This window comes from Pseudoflavonifractor sp. An187 (assembly GCF_002160275.1).
GTDB classification, from domain to species: domain Bacteria; phylum Bacillota; class Clostridia; order Oscillospirales; family Oscillospiraceae; genus Enterenecus; species Enterenecus faecium.
Window position 1 is genome coordinate 1 of sequence record NZ_NFKG01000059.1, and the last position, 2075, is coordinate 2075.

A 2075-nucleotide genomic window follows, 5' to 3' on the forward strand; every position below is an offset into this window, starting at 1 on the left:
AGATCACCGAGGCCGGCGCCGGCACTCTGGTGTTCACCGGTCCCGACAAGAAGTCTCCCCAGCTGGACAAGCTGGTCATCGAGCTCAAGGAGGCCGCTGAGCCCCAGCCCGAGGAGTACACCGTCACCGTGAACACCCAGGGCGAGGGCACCGCTACCGCCGAGCCCACCACCGCCACCGCTGGCACCACCGTGACCCTGACTCAGACCGCTGCTGAGGGCTGGCACTTCGTGGAGTGGCAGAGCGAGACCGTCACCGTCACCGATAACACCTTCGTGATGCCTGAGGGCAACGTCACCGTCACCGCCGTGTTTGAGAAGGACGAGACCCCCGAGCCCGGCGATGTCAACAAGACCCTGCTGGAGAAGACCGTGGCCTATGCCGAGGGTCTGGACACCACTGGTGTCACCGACACCGCCAAGAAGGCCTTTGAGGACGCTCTGGACAACGCCAAGACCGTTCTGGCCGACGCCAACGCCACCCAGGAAGAGGTCAACGCCGCTTGGGACCAGCTGCTGGAAGGCATCTGGGGTCTGGGCCTGACCCAGGGCGACAAGGCCCTCCTGGAGAAGCTGATCGCCAAGGCTGAGAGCATGCTGCCCAACGCCGACAAGTACGTGGAGACCACCTGGCAGCAGCTGGTGGACGCCCTGGCTACCGCCAAGGACGTGTACGCCGACGGTGACGCCATGGATGAGGACATCAAGCCTGTGGCTCAGGCTCTGCTGGACGCCATCCTGGCCCAGCGCTTCAAGGCTGACAAGTCCATCCTGGAAGACCTCATCGGCAAGGCCGAGGGCATCGACCTCACCGGTTACACCGCCGAGTCCGTGGCCACCTTCCGCACCGCTCTGGCTACCGCCCAGAACGTGATGGCTGACGCCACCCTGTCCGAGGACGATCAGGCCAAGGTGGACGACGCTGTGGCCGCTCTCCAGAGCGCCATGGACGGCCTCACCGCCGGTGGCGCTCCCGAGACCACCGACAAGCCTGAGGCCTCTGAGAAGCCTGAGACCACCGACAAGCCTCAGGCCACCGAGAAGCCCGCTGAGAAGCCTGCTCAGACTGGCGACTCCGCTCAGCTGATGCTGTATGTGGCCGCTCTGGGTGCCGCTGTGGTGGCTCTGAGCACTGCCACTGTGGTGCGCAAGCGTCGCAGCTAAGGCACTCTCAGGTCTCTGAGACCCAAAGCATGACAAAGCCCCGGAGGAAGCTTTTGCTTCCTCCGGGGCTTTTCTGTTTTCCTCTCCCAGAGTAAAGCCTCCCTTGTGTAAAGGGAGGTGGCACAGCGTCAGCTGTGGCGGAGGGATTAATCGTCTAACCATCCATGTATCAGGCTTGCCAGCCTGGTGGGGACGCTTCCCGCTGGGGGTTTCTTTTGAGCGGGCAAAAGAAACCAAAACCCGCTTAGGGCGTTCCCCCCTAAGGACCTCCCTGGGGTACGAGGCTGCCCCTGCGGTGGTTCTCAGGCCGGCCCGTGACCCCTGCTGTGGCCCCTGTTACTGCCACCACACCAGGCTATCCTGGCAACTGGCCCTATCGCCAGGCGGTTTCCACCTCCGGGCCTACCTGGGCAAGCGGCGTTCCCGCCGCCGGGAGCCTGGCTGCCCATCGCTGGGAACAGCGGCTTACCAGGGTAAGGCCCTGGGGAGTAGAAGCACCATCCGGCAGAGAAGTAGGTGCTGTCTATCGTGCCTCCAAGCCATCTATGTGACCCATCCAGGACCAGGGCCGAAACCAGGAGGACGCAGGTGCATCCCGTACCGCGGGGTGGATTCCACAAGGCGGGGGAAGGCCCCGCCTTTGGTGGGTCTTTGGTGACTTTCTGCCCACCCAGAAAGTCACCCCAGCGGAGCGTCCCCCGGCGGGGGCGCTGGTCTGCGCCAAGGAAATTGGAGAAGTGTATGCGTTCTCCTTTTGTACAACGGCATAAAACAAGCCAAAGAGAGGAGCCCGGAGGAAGCAGGTGAACTGCTCCCCGTCAAGAGGACAGTGAAAAAATATAAAGTTTTCCCGGCCAGTAGCCTATGTGCTGCTGGCCGCTTTTTATGCAGCGAGATACAGCTCGTGCTTCT

The 2075-nt window shown here is 62.9% G+C and carries 1 pseudogene; it reads left to right on the forward strand.

What is annotated here, in order from left to right:
• A pseudogene (locus B5F22_RS11800) lies at positions 1 to 1163 on the forward strand (FIVAR domain-containing protein); the annotation flags it as partial.
• Positions 1164 to 2075: the final 912 nt, after the last annotated feature.